Annotated in this window: 28 protein-coding genes; 25 read left to right on the forward strand and 3 right to left on the reverse strand. The window is 69.2% G+C overall.

Translation table 11 applies throughout. The annotated features are described in order from the left end of the window. Positions 1–6 precede the first annotated feature (6 nt). The 17 genes from rplP to E1298_RS06910 all read left to right on the forward strand — a co-directional run bounded on the left by rplP (position 7) and on the right by E1298_RS06910 (position 8,985). Positions 7–426 (forward strand): 50S ribosomal protein L16, encoded by a 420-nt coding sequence (gene rplP / locus E1298_RS06830; protein WP_131890080.1) that lies wholly within the window; start codon positions 7–9, stop codon positions 424–426. Continuing rightward, positions 426–668: a 50S ribosomal protein L29 gene (rpmC, locus tag E1298_RS06835; protein WP_131890082.1), complete on the forward strand. Its 243-nt coding sequence runs from the start codon at positions 426–428 to the stop codon at positions 666–668. The genes rplP and rpmC overlap by 1 nt, the downstream gene beginning before the upstream one ends. After that, the gene (gene rpsQ, locus E1298_RS06840; protein WP_131890084.1) at positions 665–937 is read left to right on the forward strand and encodes a 30S ribosomal protein S17; all 273 of its coding nucleotides are present in this window, start codon (positions 665–667) and stop codon (positions 935–937) included. Before rpmC ends, rpsQ begins: the two co-directional genes overlap by 4 nt. A 75-nt stretch (positions 938–1,012) precedes the next feature. Further along, the gene (gene rplN, locus E1298_RS06845) at positions 1,013–1,381 is read left to right on the forward strand and encodes a 50S ribosomal protein L14 (RefSeq protein WP_021596728.1); all 369 of its coding nucleotides are present in this window, start codon (positions 1,013–1,015) and stop codon (positions 1,379–1,381) included. Beyond that, positions 1,381–1,689 carry a 50S ribosomal protein L24 gene (gene rplX, locus E1298_RS06850; protein WP_131890086.1) on the forward strand — a complete coding sequence of 103 codons (309 nt, stop codon included), beginning with the start codon at positions 1,381–1,383 and terminating at the stop codon, positions 1,687–1,689. Before rplN ends, rplX begins: the two co-directional genes overlap by 1 nt. Before the next feature lie 5 nt (positions 1,690–1,694). Then, positions 1,695–2,288, forward strand: coding sequence for a 50S ribosomal protein L5 (gene rplE / locus E1298_RS06855; protein WP_131890088.1), 594 nt, complete (start codon positions 1,695–1,697; stop codon positions 2,286–2,288). 2 nt (positions 2,289–2,290) lie between these two features. After that, complete coding sequence (locus tag E1298_RS06860) at positions 2,291–2,476, forward strand: type Z 30S ribosomal protein S14 (RefSeq protein WP_018657585.1); 186 nt, start codon at positions 2,291–2,293, stop codon at positions 2,474–2,476. Between the two features lie 137 nt (positions 2,477–2,613). Continuing rightward, complete coding sequence (gene rpsH / locus E1298_RS06865; RefSeq protein ID WP_089314938.1) at positions 2,614–3,012, forward strand: 30S ribosomal protein S8; 399 nt, start codon at positions 2,614–2,616, stop codon at positions 3,010–3,012. 16 nt (positions 3,013–3,028) lie between these two features. After that, the gene (gene rplF, locus E1298_RS06870) at positions 3,029–3,565 is read left to right on the forward strand and encodes a 50S ribosomal protein L6 (RefSeq protein WP_131890090.1); all 537 of its coding nucleotides are present in this window, start codon (positions 3,029–3,031) and stop codon (positions 3,563–3,565) included. A 2-nt stretch (positions 3,566–3,567) separates the two neighbouring features. After that, positions 3,568–3,954 carry a 50S ribosomal protein L18 gene (gene rplR / locus E1298_RS06875; protein ID WP_131890092.1) on the forward strand — a complete coding sequence of 129 codons (387 nt, stop codon included), beginning with the start codon at positions 3,568–3,570 and terminating at the stop codon, positions 3,952–3,954. Between the two features lie 46 nt (positions 3,955–4,000). Beyond that, entirely contained in the window at positions 4,001–4,624 is a 624-nt protein-coding gene (gene rpsE / locus E1298_RS06880) for a 30S ribosomal protein S5 (protein WP_481726128.1), read from the forward strand. Further along, the gene (rpmD, locus tag E1298_RS06885) at positions 4,621–4,803 is read left to right on the forward strand and encodes a 50S ribosomal protein L30 (protein WP_131890094.1); all 183 of its coding nucleotides are present in this window, start codon (positions 4,621–4,623) and stop codon (positions 4,801–4,803) included. Before rpsE ends, rpmD begins: the two co-directional genes overlap by 4 nt. A gap of 1 nt (position 4,804) precedes the next feature. After that, positions 4,805–5,266: a 50S ribosomal protein L15 gene (rplO, locus tag E1298_RS06890; RefSeq protein ID WP_131890096.1), complete on the forward strand. Its 462-nt coding sequence runs from the start codon at positions 4,805–4,807 to the stop codon at positions 5,264–5,266. Between the two features lie 379 nt (positions 5,267–5,645). Beyond that, on the forward strand, positions 5,646–6,944 hold the full coding sequence (gene secY, locus E1298_RS06895) for a preprotein translocase subunit SecY (protein ID WP_424923075.1): 1,299 nt from the start codon (positions 5,646–5,648) through the stop codon (positions 6,942–6,944). Further along, a complete protein-coding gene (locus E1298_RS06900; protein WP_131890098.1) occupies positions 6,944–7,594 on the forward strand; it encodes an adenylate kinase in 651 nt (216 codons plus the stop codon). Before secY ends, E1298_RS06900 begins: the two co-directional genes overlap by 1 nt. 101 nt (positions 7,595–7,695) lie before the next feature. After that, positions 7,696–8,517 (forward strand): type I methionyl aminopeptidase, encoded by an 822-nt coding sequence (gene map / locus E1298_RS06905; protein WP_131890100.1) that lies wholly within the window; start codon positions 7,696–7,698, stop codon positions 8,515–8,517. A 30-nt stretch (positions 8,518–8,547) separates the two neighbouring features. Continuing rightward, entirely contained in the window at positions 8,548–8,985 is a 438-nt protein-coding gene (locus E1298_RS06910) for a DUF1707 SHOCT-like domain-containing protein (protein WP_131890102.1), read from the forward strand. A 14-nt stretch (positions 8,986–8,999) separates the two neighbouring features. Here the strand turns inward: E1298_RS06910 and E1298_RS06915 are convergent, their stop codons facing one another. Both E1298_RS06915 and E1298_RS06920 read right to left on the reverse strand, forming a co-directional pair. Further along, on the reverse strand, positions 9,000–9,815 hold the full coding sequence (locus E1298_RS06915) for a phosphodiesterase (protein WP_131890104.1): 816 nt from the start codon (positions 9,813–9,815) through the stop codon (positions 9,000–9,002). Between the two features lie 177 nt (positions 9,816–9,992). Further along, positions 9,993–10,550, reverse strand: coding sequence for a hypothetical protein (locus E1298_RS06920; RefSeq protein WP_131890106.1), 558 nt, complete (start codon positions 10,548–10,550; stop codon positions 9,993–9,995). A 340-nt stretch (positions 10,551–10,890) separates the two neighbouring features. Between E1298_RS06920 and infA the strand changes: the two genes are divergently transcribed. The 8 genes from infA to truA all read left to right on the forward strand — a co-directional run bounded on the left by infA (position 10,891) and on the right by truA (position 15,860). After that, the gene (infA, locus tag E1298_RS06925; protein ID WP_018657567.1) at positions 10,891–11,112 is read left to right on the forward strand and encodes a translation initiation factor IF-1; all 222 of its coding nucleotides are present in this window, start codon (positions 10,891–10,893) and stop codon (positions 11,110–11,112) included. 66 nt (positions 11,113–11,178) lie between these two features. Next, entirely contained in the window at positions 11,179–11,292 is a 114-nt protein-coding gene (gene rpmJ / locus E1298_RS06930) for a 50S ribosomal protein L36 (RefSeq protein ID WP_021596712.1), read from the forward strand. A 211-nt stretch (positions 11,293–11,503) separates the two neighbouring features. After that, on the forward strand, positions 11,504–11,884 hold the full coding sequence (gene rpsM / locus E1298_RS06935) for a 30S ribosomal protein S13 (RefSeq protein ID WP_131890108.1): 381 nt from the start codon (positions 11,504–11,506) through the stop codon (positions 11,882–11,884). A gap of 99 nt (positions 11,885–11,983) precedes the next feature. Next, on the forward strand, positions 11,984–12,385 hold the full coding sequence (gene rpsK, locus E1298_RS06940; RefSeq protein ID WP_021596710.1) for a 30S ribosomal protein S11: 402 nt from the start codon (positions 11,984–11,986) through the stop codon (positions 12,383–12,385). Positions 12,386–12,406: 21 nt separating this feature from the next. After that, positions 12,407–13,033, forward strand: coding sequence for a 30S ribosomal protein S4 (gene rpsD, locus E1298_RS06945; protein WP_131890110.1), 627 nt, complete (start codon positions 12,407–12,409; stop codon positions 13,031–13,033). A gap of 113 nt (positions 13,034–13,146) precedes the next feature. Beyond that, positions 13,147–14,160 (forward strand): DNA-directed RNA polymerase subunit alpha, encoded by a 1,014-nt coding sequence (locus E1298_RS06950; protein WP_131741171.1) that lies wholly within the window; start codon positions 13,147–13,149, stop codon positions 14,158–14,160. Between the two features lie 87 nt (positions 14,161–14,247). Beyond that, positions 14,248–14,766, forward strand: coding sequence for a 50S ribosomal protein L17 (gene rplQ / locus E1298_RS06955; protein WP_131890112.1), 519 nt, complete (start codon positions 14,248–14,250; stop codon positions 14,764–14,766). Between the two features lie 218 nt (positions 14,767–14,984). Then, positions 14,985–15,860 (forward strand): tRNA pseudouridine(38-40) synthase TruA, encoded by an 876-nt coding sequence (gene truA / locus E1298_RS06960; protein ID WP_131890114.1) that lies wholly within the window; start codon positions 14,985–14,987, stop codon positions 15,858–15,860. A gap of 79 nt (positions 15,861–15,939) precedes the next feature. Here truA and E1298_RS47795 read toward each other — a convergent pair. Further along, positions 15,940–17,440, reverse strand: a 1,501-nt coding sequence (locus E1298_RS47795) for a hypothetical protein (protein WP_207944482.1), incomplete at its 5' end; no start/stop codon positions are given.

The raw sequence follows: 17,440 nt of genomic DNA on the forward strand, positions 1-17,440 counted from the left end.
TAACCCATGCTGATCCCTCGCAAGGTCAAGCACCGCAAGCAGCACCACCCGAGGCGGCGTGGCATGGCCAAGGGCGGCACCAAGGTGACGTTCGGCGAGTACGGCATCCAGGCCGTCGAGCCCGCGTACGTGACCAACCGGCAGATCGAGGCCGCGCGTATCGCGATGACCCGCCACATCAAGCGCGGCGGCAAGGTGTGGATCAACATCTTCCCGGACCGTCCGCTGACCAAGAAGCCGGCCGAGACCCGCATGGGCTCCGGCAAGGGTTCGGTCGAGTGGTGGGTGGCCAACGTCAAGCCGGGCCGCGTGATGTTCGAGATCTCCTACCCGAACGAGCAGATCGCCCGGGAGGCCCTCACCCGCGCGATCCACAAGCTCCCCATGAAGTGCAAGATCGTCAAGCGAGAGGTGGGTGAGTCCTGATGGCCAAGGGCCTTACCGCCGACGACCTGCGGACCGAGCCCGAGGACGTCCTGGTCACCAAGCTCAAGGAGGCCAAGGAGGAGCTGTTCAACCTCCGCTTCCAGGCCGCGACCGGCCAGCTGGAGAGCCACGGGCGGCTGCGCACCGTGAAGCGGGAGATCGCCCGCATCTACACCGTGATGCGTGAGCGGGAGCTCGGCATCGTCACGGTCGCCGAGGACGCCGTGGAGGGCGACGAATGACCGAGCAGCAGACCGAGCAGCGGAACACCCGCAAGGTCCTTGAGGGCCTCGTGGTCAGCGACAAGATGGACAAGACCGTGGTCGTGTCCGTCGAGGACCGCGTGAAGCACCCCAAGTACCACAAGGTGATCCGCCGCACGACCAAGTACAAGGCGCACGACGAGGCCAACGAGTGTGGCGTCGGCGACCGCGTCCGTCTCATGGAGACCCGTCCGCTGTCGGCGAGCAAGCGCTGGCGCGTGGTCGAGATCCTTGAGAAGGCCAAGTAATTACTGGTTCCGCCAGGCTGCTCGCCGCGGCTTCGGGCCGGGCGGGCAGAACCGGTGTGACGAACAGGAGTTGACGTGATCCAGCAGGAGTCGCGACTCAAGGTCGCCGACAACACGGGCGCGAAGGAGATCCTTTGCATCCGGGTTCTCGGCGGCTCGGGTCGGCGCTACGCGGGAGTCGGCGACATCATCGTCGCGACGGTGAAGGACGCCCTTCCCGGCGCGGGTGTGAAGAAGGGTGACGTCGTCAAGGCGGTCGTCGTGCGCACCCGCAAGGAGCGCCGGCGCCCGGACGGCTCCTACATCCGCTTCGACGAGAACGCGGCCGTCCTGATCAAGGACGGCGGCGACCCCCGGGGCACCCGTATCTTCGGCCCGGTGGGCCGCGAACTGCGCGAGAAGAAGTTCATGCGCATCATCTCGCTCGCGCCGGAGGTGCTGTGATGAAGATCCGTAAGGGCGACGAGGTCGTCGTCATCGCCGGCAAGGACAAGGGCGCGACGGGCAAGGTCCTGCGCGCCGACCCGCGCGCGGAGCGCGTCGTCGTCGAGGGCGTCAACCTCATCACCAAGAACATCAAGGCCGACCAGCAGCGCGCCGGCAAGGAGAGCGGTCGCGTGACGGTCGAGGCGCCGCTGCACGTGAGCAACGTCGCGCTCGTCGAGGACGGCAAGCCGGTTCGCGCCGGCTACCGGATCGACGACGACGGCACGAAGGTCCGGATCTCGCGCCGCAGCGGTAAGGAGATCTGAGACTGATGACCGAGACCGTGACCGAGACCGCGCGGGCCGACGAGCGTCCCGTCCCGCCGCCGAGGCTCAAGCTCCGCTACCGCGAGGAGATCGCGCCGGCGATGCGGGAGCAGTTCGGCTACCCCAACGTGATGCAGATTCCCGGGCTGACCAAGATCGTGGTCAACATGGGCGTCGGCGACGCGGCCAAGGACGCCAAGCTGATCGAGGGCGCGATCCGCGACCTGTCGCTGATCACCGGCCAGAAGCCGGCCGTGAACCGGGCCCGCAAGTCCATCGCGCAGTTCAAGCTGCGCGAGGGCATGCCGATCGGCGCGCACACCACGCTGCGCGGCGACCGCATGTGGGAGTTCCTGGACCGCCTGCTGGCGACCGCGCTGCCCCGTATCCGTGACTTCCGCGGCCTGTCGCCGAAGCAGTTCGACGGCAACGGCAACTACACCTTCGGGCTGACCGAGCAGGTCATGTTCCACGAGGTCGACCCGGACAAGGTCGACCGGCAGCGGGGCATGGACATCACTGTCGTGACGACCGCGAAGACCGACGACGAGGGCCGGGCGCTGCTCAAGCTCCTGGGCTTCCCCTTCAAGGAGAACTGAGCATGGCGAAGAAGTCGCTGATCGCCAAGGCGGCCCGCAAGCCGAAGTTCGGCGTGCGCGCGTACACTCGGTGCTCGCGCTGCGGGCGTCCGCGCTCCGTCTACCGGAAGTTCGGCCTGTGCCGTGTGTGCTTCCGGGAGATGGCCCACCGCGGCGAGCTGCCCGGCATCACGAAGTCCAGCTGGTGACCGCCCGCCCCCGCGGGGGGCGGCGGCTCCGGCATGTAATAACCACCGGGCACCTGGCAAAGGTGTCCACGACCGCGCCAAAGGTCCACGGGCCACATCAGCCCGAGGAAACCGTGGCGAGGGAGGGCCAGTAGGCCATGACGATGACCGACCCGATCGCAGACATGCTGACGCGTCTGCGCAACGCGAATTCGGCGTACCACGACTCGGTGGCGATGCCGTACTCGAAGATCAAGGCGCACATCGCCGAGATCCTCCAGCAGGAGGGCTACATCTCGGGCTGGACCGTAGAGGACGCCGAGGTCGGCAAGAAGCTCCTCATCGAGCTCAAGTTCGGCCCGACCCGCGAGCGTTCGATCGCCGGGATCAAGCGCGTCTCGAAGCCGGGTCTGCGTGTGTACGCGAAGAAGGACAACCTGCCGAAGGTCCTGGGCGGACTGGGCGTCGCGATCATCTCGACGTCCTCCGGGCTCATGACGGACCGGCAGGCGGGCAAGCGCGGCGTGGGCGGCGAAGTCCTCGCCTACGTCTGGTGAGGGGAGGGCTCTAACCATGTCTCGAATCGGACGTCTCCCCATCGCCGTGCCCGGTGGTGTCGAGGTGAAGCTCGACGGCCGGCAGGTCACCGTCAAGGGGCCGAAGGGCACGCTGTCGCACACCGTGGCCGACCCCATCGAGGTCACGCTGGAGGACGGCCAGGTCACGGTGACCCGGCCGAACGACATCAACACGGTGCGGGCCCTGCACGGGCTCACCCGGTCGCTGATCAGCAACATGGTGGTCGGTGTCACCGATGGGTACAAGAAGACCCTGGTCATCCAGGGCGTCGGTTACCGCGTGATCGCCAAGGGCAAGAACCTGGAGTTCTCGCTGGGCTACAGCCACCCGATCACCGTGGAGCCCCCGGAGGGGATCACCTTCACGGTCGAGCGGCCGACCCAGCTGGTCGTCGAGGGCATCGACAAGCAGAAGGTCGGCGAGGTCGCCGCCAACATCCGCAAGCTGCGCAAGCCCGACCCCTACAAGGGCAAGGGCGTGCGGTACGAGGGTGAGCAGATTCGCCGCAAGGTCGGAAAGGCTGGTAAGTAGTCATGGCAGGCACCAAGACCCTGGCCGGCAAGGCCACGTCGGCGCGCGCGCTGTCGCGCAGGCGCCGGCACCTGCGGGTCCGGAAGAAGGTCGTGGGCAGCGCCGCGCGGCCTCGCCTGGTCGTGACCCGCTCCGCCAAGCACGTGTTCGTCCAGGTCATCGACGACAACAAGGGCCACACGCTGGCCTACGCCTCGACGATGGAGGCGGACCTGCGCTCCGAGGCCGGCGACAAGACGGCCAAGTCCCGCAAGGTCGGCGAGCTCGTCGCCCGGCGGGCCAAGGAGGCCGGCGTCTCCGCGGTGGTGTTCGACCGTGGCGGCAACAAGTACCACGGCCGTATCGCCGCTGTCGCGGACGGTGCGCGCGAGGGGGGCCTGGAGCTGTGATGACCGTCCAGCCCCCACCCACCACCTTTACTGGAAGGAACCACTGATGGCAGCGCAGAGGCGTGGTGGCGGTCAGGGTGGCGACCGTCGCGACGGCCGCCGCGATGACCGCCGCGGTGGCGCCGACAAGGGCCAGTCGTACATTGAGAAGGTCGTGGCGATCAACCGCGTCGCCAAGGTCGTCAAGGGCGGTCGTCGCTTCAGCTTCACCGCCCTGGTGATCGTCGGTGACGGCAACGGCACCGTCGGCGTCGGCTACGGCAAGGCCAAGGAGGTGCCCGCGGCGATCGCCAAGGGCGTCGAGGAGGCCAAGAAGCACTTCTTCAAGGTGCCGCGGATCCAGGGCACCATCCCGCACCTGGTGCAGGAGCGCGACGCGGCGGGCGAGGTCCTGCTGCGCCCGGCCAGCCCCGGTACCGGCGTCATCGCCGGCGGCCCGGTGCGCGCCGTGCTGGAGTGCGCGGGCATCCACGACGTGCTGAGCAAGTCGCTGGGCAGCGACAACGCGATCAACATCGTGCACGCGACGATCGCGGGCCTCAAGGCGCTCAAGCGCCCCGAGGAGATCGCGGCCAAGCGCGGCCTGCCGATCGAGGACGTCGCCCCGGCCGCCATGCTGCGCGCCCGCGCGGCGGGCAGCGAGCCCCGGGCGGAGGCGACCGCGTCATGACGAATCTGAAGATCACGCAGATCAAGTCCGTGATCAGCGAGAAGCAGAACCAGCGTGACACGCTGCGCACCCTCGGCCTGAAGAAGATCGGGCAGAGCACCGTCCGAGAGGACAGGCCCGAGGTGCTCGGCATGATCCGGACGGTGGCGCACCTGGTCACCGTCGAGGAGGTCGACTGACATGGCGGACAACCCTGAGGGCACCCCCCTCAAGGTGCACGACCTGCGTCCGGCCCCCGGCGCCAACAGGGCCAAGGTCCGCAAGGGCCGCGGCGAGGCGTCCAAGGGCAAGACGGCGGGTCGCGGCACCAAGGGCACCAAGGCCCGCGGCACCGTTCCCGTGGGGTTCGAGGGCGGCCAGATGCCACTGATCCGCCGGGTTCCGAAGCTCAAGGGCTTCAAGAACCCGAACCGGGTCGAGTTCCAGGTCGTGAACCTGGACAAGCTGGCCGCGCTGTACCCCGAGGGCGGCGAGGTCACCGCGGAGGACCTGGCGGCCAAGGGCGCGGTTCGCCGCGGCCGGCCCGTCAAGGTCCTCGGCACCGGCGAGATCTCGGTCGCGGTGCAGGTGACGGTGCACGCCTTCTCCTCGTCCGCGAAGGAGAAGATCGCCGCCGCTGGCGGGAGCACCGCCGAGCTGTAACGGCTGTTCGAGAGGCCCGTGGCCGTTCCCTGCCGGAGCGGGCACGGGCCTCTCGGTTTTGTACCGTGCCATGGCTGCCGGCGGGCCGGTCTGGTCTCCGGGGCGTATCGGAAGCATCTCGGGTGCGTCTCCGTCACAGCTCGGAAAGCCTTTGGGAATCGGGGTAACCCGTTCGTTCCGGACGAGTCCGCGCCTGTGAGCGCGCCGAGGTGTTCGCCGCGCGCCCAGGAGTCGCTACGCTGGCTCGGTCTGTCTTGTCTTCGCCGTTGCGGCTCGGGCCTGCGGGGCGGATACAGTGTGCACACTGGGCGGGCCGTCTGCCTGCTCGCCAGGGTTCGATCAGGACGGCTTTGCCGCAAGATGCAGGTCCTCAGGAGGAATGGTGCTGACCGCGTTCGCTCGGGCTTTCCGTACGCCTGACCTGCGTAAAAAGTTGTTGTTCACGTTGTTCATCATTGTGGTGTTCAGGATCGGATCGATCCTGCCTTCGCCGAACGTGAACGTCAGCGTGCTGAAGGACACCGCCGACAAGGCCAAGGAGGGCAATCAGCTCTACGGGCTTGTCGACCTGTTCAGCGGCGGCGCGCTGCTCAAGCTGTCGGTTTTCGCGCTGGGCATCATGCCCTACATCACCGCGAGCATCATCCTGCAGCTGCTGACGGTGGTGATCCCCCGGCTGGAGGCCCTGAAGAAGGAGGGCCAGGCCGGCACGACGAAGATCACCCAGTACACCCGCTACCTGACGGTCGGGCTGGCGATCCTCCAGGCCACCGGCATCGTGGCGATGGCGAGCACCGGGCAGCTGTTCCAGGGCGTGTCCGGCGGTGACGACATCCTGTATGAGACGGGCGTCTTCCCGATCATCACGATGGTCATCTGCATGGTGGCCGGCACGAGCGTCATCATGTGGCTGGGCGAGCTGGTCACCGACCGCGGCGTCGGCAACGGCATGTCGATCCTGATCTTCACCCAGGTCGTGGCCGTCTTCCCCGCTCAGTTCTGGAGCATCTACCAGAAGAAGAACGGCTTCGTCTTCGCGCTGGTCATCATCGTGGGCCTGGCCATCATGGCCGGTGTCGTGTTCGTCGAGCAGGCCCAGCGGCGCATTCCCGTCCAGTACGCCAAGCGGATGGTGGGCCGCCGCATGTACGGCGGCACGTCGACCTACATCCCGCTGAAGGTGAACCAGGCCGGCATCATCCCGGTGATCTTCGCCTCATCGCTGCTGTACCTGCCGGTGCTCGCGACGCAGCTCTGGCCTGACACCAAGTGGCTGCAGAAGATCCAGCCCTACCTGCAGCAGAGCAACGCCTGGCACATGGCGATCTTCTTCGTCTTCATCATCTTCTTCACCTACTTCTATGTGGCGATCACGTTCAACCCCACTGAAGTGGCCGACAACATGAAGAAGTATGGTGGATTCATCCCAGGTATCCGTCCGGGCCGGCCGACCGCCGAGTACCTCGACTACGTGCTGACCCGGATCACCACACCCGGTGCGCTGTACCTGGGGCTCGTGGCCCTGATCCCCATGGTGGCCTTCTCACTCCTGAAGGCCAGCCAGGACTTCCCGTTCGGCGGCACGAGCATCCTCATCGTCGTCGGCGTCGGACTGGATACCGTGAAGCAGATCGAGAGTCAGCTACAGCAGCGCAACTACGAGGGCTTCCTCCGGTAGTGCGTATCGTGCTGGTGGGCCCCCCGGGAGCGGGCAAGGGGACACAGGCCCAGTTCATCGCATCTCATCTGTCCATCCCGAAGATCTCGACAGGTGACATCTTCCGCGCGAACGTCAGCGGCGGGACCGAGCTCGGCCGGCAGGCCAAGCAGTACATGGACCGCGGCGACCTCGTCCCCGACGAGGTCACGATCGCGATGGTCCGCGACCGTCTCGGCGAGGAGGACGCCAGGGACGGGTTCCTGCTCGACGGCTTCCCCCGCAACGTGCCGCAGGCAGAGACGCTCAAGAAGATCCTCGCCGAGTGGGACACCAGGCTCGACATCGTCCTGGAGCTGGTCGTCGACGAGGACGAGGTCGTCCGGCGGCTGTCGGGCCGGCGCACCTGCGACAAGTGCGGGCGCATCTGGCACGTCGACTTCGACGACAAGCAGGACGACATCTGCGACGACTGCGGCGGGCATCTGTTCCAGCGCGACGACGACAAGGAAGAGGTCGTCATGCACCGGCTGGAGGTGTACCGGCACGACACGGCCCCGCTGGTGCAGTTCTACGCCGACGAGGACATCCTCGTCGGCATCGACGCCACCGGCCCGGTCGAAGAGGTCACCAAGCGCGCGCTCACCGCGCTCCGCCCGCTGGAGAAATGAGCGTTGGCCCGCTGGAGAAGTGATCGTGGACGCGGTGGCGCCGCGTCCACGCGCCGGGGTCGCGCACCGAGCGGTCCCGGCGGACGGTTTCAGGGGGAGAGATGTTCAAACGGCGCAGGTCCGCGATCCAGGTGAAGACGCCGGAGCAGATCGAGCTGATGCGCGGCGCCGGGCTGCTGGTGGGCCGGACCCTGGAGCTGCTGCGCGAGGCGGTCAAGCCCGGGATCACCACCATGGACCTGGACGAGCTGGCCGAGCGGCACATCCGCGACAACGGCGGCGTCCCGTCCTTCAAGGGCTACCACGGCTTCACCGGGACGATCTGCGCCTCGATCAACGAGGAGATCGTCCACGGCATCCCGAACGCCGGCAAGGTGCTGCGGGACGGCGACGTCATCTCCATCGACTGCGGCGCGATCGTCGAGGGCTGGCACGGCGACGCGGCGATCACCGTCCCGGTGGGGGAGATCACCGCGGAGCTGCGCCGGCTCCTGGAGGTCACCGAGACGTCCCTGTGGCACGGTCTGGCGGCCGGCAGGGCGGGGGCCAGGCTCAGCGACATGTCCCACGCGATCGAGGCTCACATCCGCTCTCAGGGCGCCTACGGCATCGTCGAGGGCTACGGCGGGCACGGCATCGGCACCGAGATGCACATGGACCCGCTGATCCCCAACCACGGCCCCGCCGGGCACGGCCCCGTGCTGGAGGTCGGCATGTGCTTCGCCGTGGAGCCGATGGTCAACCTCGGCACCAAGGAGACGCTCGAACTGGAGGACGGCTGGACGGTGGTGACCACCGACGGGCGCTCCTCGGCGCACTTCGAGCACACCTTCGCCGTCACGCCCGACGGCCCCCGCGTCCTGACGGCTCTTGACGAGGGCCGGGAGTGGTTCGCCAAGCTGGAGGCGGACGCCACGTCCTGACGAAGCCGCGTCCTGATGAAGGGAACTCACATGGCGCCGAACCCTGAGATTAGGGCGTCGGACTCCGACCGCGACCGCGTGGCCGCGAGCCTGCGCGAGCACTGCGCCATGGGCCGGATCACCATGGACGAGATGCACGAGCGGCTGGAGTCGGTGTACGGGGCGAAGACCCTGGGGCAGCTCCAGGCGGTCACCGCGGACCTCCCCGAAGAGGACCTGTACCAGCTTCCCGTCCCGGCGACGCAGCCGAAGAGCACCGTCGCGCCCGCCAAGCGGCCGTCCGCCGAGCTGTTCCGCCGCGGGATGTGGGGTACGTGGGCGTTCGTCAGCGGGATCAACTTCACGATCTGGCTGATCATCGCTCTCACCGGCAACGTCGTCTACCCGTGGTGGCTGTGGGTGGCGGGCCCCTGGGGCGCCGTCATCCTGATCGGCTCCCTGCTGGGCGGCCCGCGCCGCCGCGACTGAGCTGGTCCACGCCGCTACTCCACGTCCATGAGCGGGCGGTAGTTCCCCGTCGGGACGAAGTGCGTCGTGGCCGATCCGTCGTCGCCGACCAAGTGCACGGCGAAGCCGGCGGGCTCACCGGTCACCGCCGCACGCCCCGGGCGGGTCAGGTCCAGGAACAGCTGCCGGTAGGTGCTGGGGCAGGTCGTGCTCACCTTCCCGGCGAGCGAGCCGACCGCGCCGCGGTGGACGTGGCCGCTGATGATGCGGACGACCTGCCGGTGCCGCGAGATCACCGCGGCGAACCCGGCGGGGTCGACGAACCGCATGTCGTCGATGAAGCGGATGCCGATGGGGAACGGCGGGTGGTGGGTCGCGACGATCGTGGGGACGTCCGGGGCGGCGCCGAGCGTCCCGTCCAGCCAGGCGAGGCGGTCCTCGCTCATGTGGCCGTGGGGGTGGCCGTCCACGGTCGTGTCGCAGCAGACGAGCCGGATGCCCGCGACGTCCACGGCGTACTGGACGGGCGCCTGTGGACCGGTCCCGGTCTCCGCGAGCGCGGGATGGTCGCTGAACGCGGCGCGCAGGGCGTCGCGGTCGTCGTGGTTGCCCGGCATCGGGTACACGGCCATCGGCAGCGGGGACAGCAGCGCGTGCAGCCGCGCGTACTCGGCGGGCCGGCCGCAGTCGGCGAGGTCGCCGGTCAGGACCACGGCGTCCGGCCGCGCGGGCAGTGAGAGCAGGCTCGACACGGCGGTCCGCAGGGCCCGCACGGGCCCCGAGCCGTCGTCGACCTCGCCGTCGCGTCCGGCCGCCAGGTGGATGTCGCTCAACTGCGCGATGATCGCCATTGATCCTCCCCCTCGCCCAAGCACATCACGGACCCGCGGCCTGCGAACGCAGGGGAGCCGCCCGCCGCGCCGCGGGCCGCGTCTCAGGAGCGGGTGCTGGGACGATCTTCGCGCCCGGTCGGCCGCGGTGTCGACTCGGCCCGGCGAGAAGAAGATCACGCCACGGCGTTCCCGAGGTCAGGCCACGTGCGGGATGACCAGGGAGAGCGCCGAGGTGACGTCCTCGGGGGCGGGGGCCACGTCGGGGACGACGTCGCGCAGCGCCAGCCAGCCGTTGATCGCCTGGACGGTGGGCTTGGCCTCGATGAGCTGCGGGTCCTCCAGTCCGTACCAGGCGGCGACCTTCGACCAGCGCCACAGCCGGTGGCCCGCCGAGGAGATCTCCGAGGCCGGGAAGCCGCCCGCCCCGCGCACGCCCGTGATCGCCAGCCGGACGGAGTCGAACGAGCGGCCGGTCCGCTCGGCGATGTCGCGGATCGTCAGCAACGGGTCGGCCTCGACCTGGAGGACGTGCAGGCCCGGCGCGCTGGTCTCGACGTGCTCGACGACCTCCATGATCGCCGCGGCGAGGGTGGGGCCCGGCCAGGTGCAGGAGGCGTTGCCGGGACGCTCGACGTGCTGCGGCTCGCTGATGATCGACACCGTGACCGCGCCGTACGTGCGGTCGAACAGCGGGTCGAGCTCCTCCTCGTAGAGGGGACGGCTGAGGATCAGCGCGAAGTCATAGCTCGGCATGCTGACCCTCCTCGAACGTCTCACCTAGTCATTGTGGGGGGACGGCACCTCCCACGCCCCCCGCCCCACTACACGGGTTCTTACTGGAAAGGTACAACGCGGGAGCGAGGTATGCTTGGGTCGGGAGTAGTCTCCGAAGCCGTATCATGCGACAATTTCGCATTCGGCGGCCCGGTGACGTAGACTCCTGTGTCGGTCCGCTGCAGGCCGCCTGATCCCTGTTCTTGACGCTCTGGCGTCGTGGCATGGGTGCGGCCGTATCTCCCTCGGGTGATGCCGCGCCGTCTTCGGACGGCGCCGGGCCGACGTCCAATGAGCCGATCAGCGAAGCGCGGAGGACATGCCCAAGAAAGAAGGGGCCATCGAGATCGAGGGCACCGTCATCGAGTCCCTCCCGAACGCCATGTTCCGGGTGGAGCTCGACAACGGGCACAAGGTGCTCGCCCACATCAGCGGCAAGATGCGGATGCACTACATCCGAATCCTGCCGGACGACCGCGTTGTTGTGGAGCTGAGCCCCTACGACCTCACGCGCGGTCGGATCGTCTACCGCTACAAGTGAATCCCACTGGGGTTGCCTTCCCCGTGCGTGGCGGCGCGGGGGTGACCCTGATCGTTAGGAGACCCAGTGAAGGTCAAGCCGAGCGTCAAGAAGATCTGCAACAAGTGCCGCGTCATCCGCCGGCACGGCCGGGTCATGGTCATCTGCTCTGACCCGCGCCACAAGCAGCGCCAGGGCTGACCGCAGCCCACCCAGCAAGCGCATCGCAGCCTTCACACGGTCGCCGTACGCGCCCCCGGGCGGAAGCCGAGCTTCCTCCCGCCGGGCCGTACGGCACCACTGTGTGAAGGGACGACCCTCGGATCGACGGAGGCCGAGGCCGCCACCCGGGCAGGGTGTGTGCGGACGCGATGCGCCCAATACCTCCGCAGAATGAAGGGAACTGCCCACGATGGCACGCCTCCTCGGCGTCGACCTCCCGCGCGAAAAGCGCCTGGAGGTCGCTCTCACCTACATCTTCGGCATCGGCCGGACGCGCGCGCTGGAGACCCTTGAGGGCACCGGCGTCAGCGGCGACATGCGGGTGCACCAGCTCGGCGATGAAGAGATCGTCAAGCTCCGTGACTGGATCGAGACGAACTACAAGGTCGAGGGTGACCTTCGCCGCGAGGTCCAGGCCGACATCCGCCGCAAGATCGAGATCGGGTGCTACCAGGGAGTCCGGCACCGCCGCGGTCTTCCCGTGCACGGCCAGCGCACGCAGACCAACGCGCGCACCCGCAAGGGCAAGAAGAAGACCGTGGCCGGCAAGAAGAAGGCCGGCAAGAAGTAGTCCGCCCGGACCTGCCCGGTCTGGGGGACGACCCCCAGGCCCCCGGCAACCGCCTGGTCGGTCCGTCCGGATCGATGACCTCAAGAGTAGAGAGAGCAGATGCCTCCTAAGAGCCGTGTCGGCGCCAAGAAGGTGCGCCGCAAGGAGAAGAAGAACGTCGCTCACGGGCATGCCCACATCAAGAGCACGTTCAACAACACGATCGTCTCGATCACCGACCCCAACGGCAACGTGATCTCCTGGGCCTCCTCGGGCCACGTGGGCTTCAAGGGCTCGCGCAAGTCGACCCCGTTCGCCGCGCAGCAGGCCGCCGAGGCCGCCGCCCGGCGCGCGATGGAGCACGGCATGCGCAAGGTCGACGTCTTCGTGAAGGGCCCGGGCTCGGGCCGCGAGACCGCCATCCGGTCGCTCCAGGCGACCGGCCTGGAGGTGGGCTCGATCCAGGACGTCACGCCCGTTCCGCACAACGGCTGCCGCCCGCCCAAGCGTCGCCGGGTCTGAGGCAGGGGAGAACACAGAACAATGGCTCGTTACACCGGTGCGGACTGCAAGCTCTGCCGCCGCGAGAAGATGAAGCTGTTCCTCAAGGGCAGCAAGTGCGAGGGCCCGAAGTGCCCGATCGAGATCCGTCCTTACCCGCCGGGTGAGCACGGCCGCGGTCGGCCGAAGGAGACCGAGTACCTGCTGCAGCTTCGCGAGAAGCAGAAGGCCCGCCGCATCTACGGCGTGCTGGAGCGGCAGTTCCACAACTACTACGTCCAGGCCAACCGCCAGGGCGGCAAGACGGGTGAGAACCTCCTCACCCTGCTGGAGCGCCGCCTCGACAACGTGGTCTACCGCGCGGGCTTCGCCAAGTCCCGCGACATGGCCCGCCAGCTCATCCGCCACGGCCACATCCGGGTCAACGGCAAGAAGGTCGACATCCCGTCGTACCAGGTGAGCGAGAGCGACATCGTCGACGTCAAGGGCAAGTCGCTGGAGATGACGCCGTTCCAGGTCGCCAAGGCCGAGTCCGGCGATCGCCAGGTCCCGGCCTGGCTCGGGGTCGACGCCGACAAGATGCGGATCCTCGTCCACTCGATGCCGGTCCGGCAGCAGATCGACGCTCCCGTCCAGGAGCAGCTGATCGTCGAGCTCTACTCCAAGTAGGGCTCGAACCCCGCCGGGGGTCCCGCGGTCACGGCCGTGGGATCCCGGCGGATCGGGGAACACTCAAGAACGCGGTCGTCAAATAGCGGGCACCGCGGGAAGAAGGCACGAACATGCTCATCGCTCAGCGTCCCACTCTCACCGAAGAGCAGGTCGACGAGTACCGGTCGCGGTTCACCATCGAGCCGCTGGAGCCGGGCTTCGGCTACACGATCGGCAACTCGCTGCGTCGCACGCTGCTCTCCTCGATTCCCGGTGCGGCCGTCACCAGCATCCGGATCGAGGGCGTCCTCCACGAGTTCTCCACGGTCCCCGGGGTCAAGGAGGACGTCACCGACATCATCCTGAACCTCAAGGAGCTCGTCGTCTCCTCCGAGCACGACGAGCCCGTGGTCATGTACCTGCGCAAGCAGGGCCCGGGCGAGGTCACCGCGGCCGACATCGCGCCGCCGGCGGGCGTGGAGGTCCACAACCCGGACCTGCACATCGCCACGCTGAACAACAAGGCCAAGCTGGAGATGGAGCTGACGGTCGAGCGCGGCCGTGGCTACGTCTCGGCCGCCCAGAACAAGCAGCCGGGCCAGGAGATCGGCCGGATCCCGATCGACTCCATCTACTCGCCCGTGCTGAAGGTCACCTACAAGGTCGAGGCGACCCGGGTCGAACAGCGCACCGACTTCGACCGCCTCATCCTGGACGTGGAGACCAAGCAGGCGATGCTGCCGCGCGACGCGGTCGCCTCCGCCGGCAAGACCCTCGTCGAGCTGTTCGGGCTGGCCCGGGAGCTCAACGTCGAGGCCGAGGGCATCGACATGGGCCCGTCCCCGACGGACGCCGCGCTCGCCGCGGACCTGGCCCTGCCGATCGAGGAGCTGAACCTCACGGTCCGCTCCTACAACTGCCTCAAGCGCGAGGGCATCCACTCTGTGGGCGAGCTGGTCGCCCGCAGCGAGCAGGACCTTCTCGATATAAGGAATTTCGGCGCCAAGTCGATCGAAGAGGTCAAGCAGAAGCTCAACGACATGGGCCTGTCGCTGAAGGACTCCCCGCCCGGGTTCGACCCGAGCGCGGCGGCCGACAACTACGGCGACGACGACCAGAGCTACGCCGAGACAGAGCAGTACTAGAAGTCCACATCCCGCGGCCGGGGCGCACGTCCCGGCCGCGGCGGCTGACATCGGTACCTGGTACGGCCGATGCAGGAAGGAAGCACCATGCCTCAGCCCACCAAGGGCGCCCGCCTCGGCGGGAGCGCCGCGCACCAGCGCCTGATCCTGGCGAACCTGGCCACGGCGCTGTTCGAGCACGGCCGCATCACCACCACCGAGGCCAAGGCCCGGCGGGTGCGTCCGCTGGCGGAGAAGCTGATCACCAAGGCCAAGAAGGGCGACCTGCACAACCGTCGCCAGGTGGCCCGCGTGATCCGCGACAAGGGCGTCGTGCACGAGCTCTTCACCGAGATCGCGCCGCGCTTTGAGAACCGTCCCGGCGGCTACACCCGCATCACCAAGATCGGGCCGCGGAAGGGCGACAACGCCCCGATGGCCGTGATCGAGCTGGTGCAGGAGCAGCTGTCGGCCGCGCCGGCCGCCGCGAAGGCGACCGCCGTCGACGACAAGCCCGCCGCGACCGACACCCCCACCGCGACCGAGGCCCCGGCCGAGGACGAGGTGAAGCTGACCAAGGCCGAGGAGACCGCAGCCGGCTCCGAGGACGAGGGCGGCAAGGAGTAGTTTCCGCAGGTCCCTCGCGGGATCGGATCTGCGCGACATTGAACGGGCCCACCGTCTGGTACGAGACGGTGGGCCTGATCTTTGCCAGACTTGATCCATGGTCACGGCGGGGGGACGACGGTTCACGGGGGAGTGCGGCGAGGGATGCCCGATGAGGCGAGGGGCTCATCGGGAGGAACGGACGGGCAGTGGCGTTGGAGAGGGACAGTCCACCTGACATGACGGCACTGGTACGACTCCGGCTCGACATCGGCTACGACGGGACGGACTTCGCGGGCTGGGCCCGGCAGCCGAACCAGCGGACCGTCCAGGGCGTGATCGAGGACGCCCTGGCCAGGATGCTGCGCCTCGACCCGCCGCCCATGCTCACCGTCGCGGGGAGGACCGACGCGGGCGTCCACGCGCGCGCGCAGGTGGCGCACCTGGTGGTGCCGGTCGCGGCGTACTCGGCGATCAACGGGACGATGCCGCGCCGTCTGGCGGGCCTGCTGCCCCCGGATGTGCGGGTGTGGCGGGTCTCGATCGCGCCCGAGGGGTTCGACGCCCGCTTCTCCGCCCTTGCCCGGCGCTATGTGTACCGGGTCTGCGACAACCCCACCGGCGTGGAGCCGCTGCGCCGCCGCGACGTGCTCTGGCACCCGCGTCCGCTGAACCTGGAGCGGATGAACGAGGCCGCGCGGCTGCTGGTGGGTGAGAACGACTTCGCCGCGTACTGCCGCAAGCGGGAGGGCGCGACGACCATCCGGGAGCTCCAGCGGTACGAGTGGACCCGCGACGACCGCGACCCGCACCTGGCACTCGCCGCCGTCGAGGCCGACGCGTTCTGCCACTCGATGGTCCGCGCGCTCGTCGGCGCGCTGCTCATGGTCGGGGACGGGCGGCGCGAGCCGGAGTGGCCGGCGGAGGTGCTGGCCGCCCGCGTCCGCGACTCCGGGGTCAACGTGGCGCCCGCCCACGGGCTGTCGCTGGAGGAGATCCGCTACCCGAGCGACGACAGCCTGGCGCGCCGCGCCCAGGAGACGCGCCGCGTCCGCACGCTCAACGCCGCCGCCGCTGCGGCCGCGGCCTCCGAGCAGCAGCCGGGCGGCGCCTGACACGCGGAACGGGCGGCCGCTGTGGCGGCCGCCCGTTCCGGGCGTACTCGTTTCTGCGGCGCCCTCGGCTGGGGGGTGTTCAGCCTCGGACGCGGGCGTCGAGCGGCCGGACGGCGTAGTCCAGGAACTGCTGGGCCACCTGCTTGACCGTGGGATCGCCGGGCTTGACGGGCTTGCCGTCGGCTCCCTGCACGTACGCGTAGACGACGTACCGGCCGCGGACGGTGACCGCCGCGTATCCGCCCGCCCGGTCGATGTCGGGCGCGTGCTTGCCGGACATCCCGCGGAACCACTGGTACTTCACGGGATCCCCGGCCTTGCTGACCTTCATGGCGGCCGCCTTGGTCGGCATCACCGCGATTCCGGAGGTCACGGCCAGCGTCTTGCGCCTGTCGAGGTAGGTGGCCCGGACGACCTTGCGGCAGCCCTCGCGCTTGAGGGCCTGGAGCATCGCGCCGTTGGCCGCGTACGTGAGCTCCCGGTTGATCGACCAGCGGTCGCGGGCGAAGGTCCGTCCGCCGAGCTCGATGGTCGGGGACGGGAACACCTCGTTGAACGCCAGGTCCTTCGGGTCGGTCTTCTCGTCGGTGATGTCGACCGGCTTCGGCGCGGCGGTCGGCGGCGCGGGCGTGGCCGATCCGGAGGGGGTCGCGGCGGCCTTGCGGGCGCCGCCGTCGTCCCCCGAACCCGTCCCGCCGATGGCGAACAGGGCGGCCACGGCGGCCAGCACCGCGGCCGCGCCGCCGCCGATCAGCAGCAGCCTGCGCTTGCTCGCATCGCCGCCGCTCGGACGGGCCGTGGGCCGTCCGGGCCCGGACGGCCCGCTGGGGCCCGGCTGGGCGTCGATCGAGATGCCGCCGTCGGCGTGGTAGACGGGCGTGATCACCGCCGCCATCGTGGGCGGCTGCGCGGCGTCCGCGTCCGTGGCGGTGCCCGTGCCGGTGCCCGGTTCCGTGGTGGGAAAGGGGCCGCTCCCTGTCGGCGGCCTGACGCCCGGCGGGAGGATCGCGTCCGGCATGAGGACGGGCGCGAGCGCCGCCCCGGTCCTCTCGGCCTCCTTGGCCCTCTCGAACGCGGAGAGCTCGTCGCTCTGCGGCGGCCGGCTCGGCTCGGCGGGCTGCTCCTTCGCCTCGGCCTGCGCTGTCCGCCCTGGTCGAGCGGGCTTCGCGGGCTCACCCGCCGGTTCGGGTTCCGGTTGCGGCTCCGGTTCGGGCGTCGGTGCTGGTTCGGGTTCCGGTTCGGGTGCTGGTTCCGGTGCCGGTGGTGCAGGGGGTGGGGCCGGTACGGAGTCCTCCGGCTGGGCGTCGTCCGGGCGCAGCGCCGCGAAGCCGTCAGGGTCCGTGTCGGCGAAGTCGAGGGCGGGGCGCTTGACGAGCGGCTCCGCGGGGACGGCGCCGCGGGTGTCGACGATCGGGACGCCGAGACCGGCCACGAGGGTGCCGGGCGAGGCGTCGGCGGGCACGGCTTCGTGCTCGGGCACGGCTTCGGGTTCGGGCGCGGCCTCGGGTTCGGTTTCCGGGTCGCGCTCGGCCTCCGCGACCGGGGGAGCCGGGTCTTCTGCAAGGGCCGGGGCTTCGGTG

Origin of the sequence: Actinomadura rubrisoli (assembly GCF_004349215.1) — a bacterium.
In the GTDB taxonomy this organism is placed as follows: domain Bacteria; phylum Actinomycetota; class Actinomycetes; order Streptosporangiales; family Streptosporangiaceae; genus Spirillospora; species Spirillospora rubrisoli.